Source organism: Mycobacterium sp., assembly GCF_019247615.1.
In the GTDB taxonomy this organism is placed as follows: domain Bacteria; phylum Actinomycetota; class Actinomycetes; order Mycobacteriales; family Mycobacteriaceae; genus Mycobacterium.
The window spans coordinates 1-2,704 of record NZ_JAFBAT010000170.1 but is presented as its reverse complement, the minus strand read 5'-3'; the positions used below and the strand labels follow the sequence as shown (position 1 = coordinate 2,704).

Sequence of the window (2,704 nt, the reverse complement as noted above, 5' to 3'; positions counted from 1 at the left end):
GGAGGTCCGCGACCGGCACACAGCGGGCTTGGTTCGTTAGGGTCGGTCCATAGAAGAATTCCAGAAAGCAGGTAATCCCGTCGTGACTGACATGCGTTCGAACTCGTTGGGCCTCAACCTCACGGACTCGGTTTATGAGCGCTTGCTCTCCGAGCGCATCATCTTCCTAGGGTCGGAAGTGAACGACGAAGTCGCCAACCGGCTGTGCGCACAGATTCTGCTGCTCGCGGCCGAGGACGCGGAAAAGGACATCAACCTCTACATCAACTCACCGGGCGGTTCGATCAGCGCCGGGATGGCGATCTACGACACGATGGTGCTGGCGCCCTGCGACATCGCGACCTACGCCATGGGCATGGCCGCCTCGATGGGGGAGTTCCTGCTGGCGGCGGGTACCAGGGGAAAGCGCTTCGCGCTGCCGCACGCCCGCATCCTGATGCACCAGCCGCTCGGCGGGGTGACGGGCAGCGCCGCCGACATCGCCATCCAGGCCGAACAGTTCGCGGTCATCAAGAAGGAGATGTTCCGGCTCAACGCCGAGTTCACGGGTCAGCCGATCGAGCGCATCGAAACGGATTCGGACCGCGACCGCTGGTTCACCGCCCAGGAAGCCCTGGAGTACGGCTTCGTCGACCACATCATCACCCGCGCCGCCCACATCACCAACGGAGAAGCCCAGTGAGTAATCAGCATCCCGAGATCCAGCCCCAGGCGCGCTACATCCTGCCGTCGTTCATCGAGCACTCCAGCTTCGGCGTCAAGGAGTCCAACCCGTACAACAAGCTGTTCGAAGAGCGCATCATCTTCCTTGGCGTGCAGGTCGACGATGCGTCGGCGAACGACATCATGGCGCAGCTGCTGGTGCTGGAGTCGCTGGATCCCGACCGCGACATCACCATGTACATCAACTCACCGGGTGGCGGTTTCACCTCGCTGATGGCGATCTACGACACCATGCAGTACGTGCGCGCCGACATCCAGACGGTGTGCCTGGGTCAGGCCGCCTCGGCGGCGGCGGTCTTGCTGGCGGCCGGAACGCCCGGTAAGCGGATGGCGCTGCCGAACGCCCGGGTGCTGATTCATCAGCCGTCGCTGTCGGGTGTGATCCAGGGGCAATTCTCCGATCTGGAGATCCAGGCCGCCGAGATCGAGCGGATGCGCACGCTGATGGAGACCAAGCTGGCCCGCCACACCAACAAGGACGCCTCGGTGATCCGCAAGGACACCGACCGCGACAAGATCCTGACCGCCGAAGAGGCCAAGGACTACGGGATCATCGACACCGTGCTGGAGTATCGGAAGCTGTCCGCGCAGACGGCCTGATGTGCTCTCGCCGAACGTGCGCTCAGTGCGAGTCCACCCCAAAATGTTCGCGCTGATTGCACGCTCGACGAACCTCGGCGATGTCGGCCGGCCCGACTCGGCAGCACCCACCGATGATGCGCGCGCCCACCTCCGCCCACTGCGTCGCTAGCTGCGTCGAGAACCTGCGCGGACCGGTCCAGGCGCGGCCGTCCCACACCTCGCCGCTGTTCGGGTAGACGATCACCGGCTTGCCGATATCGGCCACGCGAATCGCGGGAAGGACGTCGTCGGGCGCGCAGCAATTGACGCCGATCGCCACTATCTCGTCGACCCCGGCGGCCACCGCGAAAGCGTCCGCCAGGGGTTGACCGGCGCGGGTCTGCGTGCCGTCGATGGTGTAACTGAGCCACGCCGGCACGTCGACCGACCGGACCAGGTTGACCAGCGCCTCGGCCTCGTCGATATCGGGCACCGTTTCCAGGGCCAGCACATCGGGTCCCGCAGAGGCCAGGGCCTCCAGCCGGGGCCGATGCCACCGGGTCAACGCTGCGACGGACAGGCCATAGCGTCCGCGATATTCGGAGCCGTCGGCCAACGCGGCGCCGTACGGGCCGACCGACGCGGCGACGAGCAGCCCGTCGCGGGCGGCCCCGTCGCATGCCGCCTTGGCAAGCTCGACGCTGCGCCGCAGCAGCCCCGCGGCCTCCCGGCGGTCGATCCCTCGGGCGGCAAAGCCCTCGAACGAAGCCTGATAGCTGGCCGTCGTCGCGACGTCGGCACCCGCACGAAAGTATGCGGCGTGCACCGCCACGATCTCCCCGGGCGCGTCGGCAAGCAGCCTGGCCGACCACAGCGGGTCGGACAGGTCATGACCGCGCGCCTCCAGCTCGGTGGCCAAGCCGCCGTCGCTGATCAGCGGCGATACGCCGGATCCCGCAAAAGTTACAGCCAATTCCACTCGGATCACTGTAGGGTTGAGCCAGAACGTCAGCCTCGGTCGGGTAACGACCGCGACACGCCAAAGACACGGATTGCGCGTCTCGGCGGGAGAACGGCAGCGTCTGCCTATATGTTTCATTCAGACGACAGGTGAATACCACCGACGCGATTCGCCGCTAATGGTCGCGCTGGGCCCGAGCAAGCGGGTAGCGTCGGGGATTACATGCGGCATAGCACGACGAACGGCGAACAGGAAGTAGGCCCTCAGCACCATGGCGCGCATCGGAGACGGCGGCGACCTGCTTAAGTGCTCGTTCTGCGGGAAGAGCCAGAAGCAAGTCAAGAAACTCATCGCCGGCCCCGGTGTCTACATCTGCGACGAGTGCATCGATCTCTGCAACGAGATCATCGAGGAGGAGCTGGCCGACGCCGACGACGTCAAGCTCGACGAACTGCCCAA

General features: G+C 65.4%; 4 protein-coding genes. 3 read left to right on the top strand and 1 reads right to left on the bottom strand.

Annotated elements, in window-relative coordinates; all coding sequences use genetic code 11:
• Positions 1-91: 91 nt before the first annotated feature.
• Both JO059_RS11420 and clpP2 read left to right on the top strand, forming a co-directional pair.
• A complete protein-coding gene (locus JO059_RS11420) occupies positions 92-682 on the top strand; it encodes an ATP-dependent Clp protease proteolytic subunit (protein ID WP_293316942.1) in 591 nt (196 codons plus the stop codon).
• Positions 679-1,323, top strand: coding sequence for an ATP-dependent CLP protease proteolytic subunit ClpP2 (clpP2, locus tag JO059_RS11415; protein ID WP_293316936.1), 645 nt, complete (start codon positions 679-681; stop codon positions 1,321-1,323). The genes JO059_RS11420 and clpP2 overlap by 4 nt, the downstream gene beginning before the upstream one ends.
• Positions 1,324-1,345: 22 nt before the next feature.
• On the opposite strand, the gene mmuM is transcribed toward clpP2, so the two are convergent.
• Complete coding sequence (gene mmuM / locus JO059_RS11410; protein ID WP_293316939.1) at positions 1,346-2,257, bottom strand: homocysteine S-methyltransferase; 912 nt, start codon at positions 2,255-2,257, stop codon at positions 1,346-1,348.
• 259 nt (positions 2,258-2,516) lie between these two features.
• Here mmuM and JO059_RS11405 point away from each other — a divergent pair.
• Positions 2,517-2,704 (top strand): ClpX C4-type zinc finger protein (locus JO059_RS11405; protein WP_293316933.1); only part of this gene is annotated, 188 nt, incomplete at its 3' end.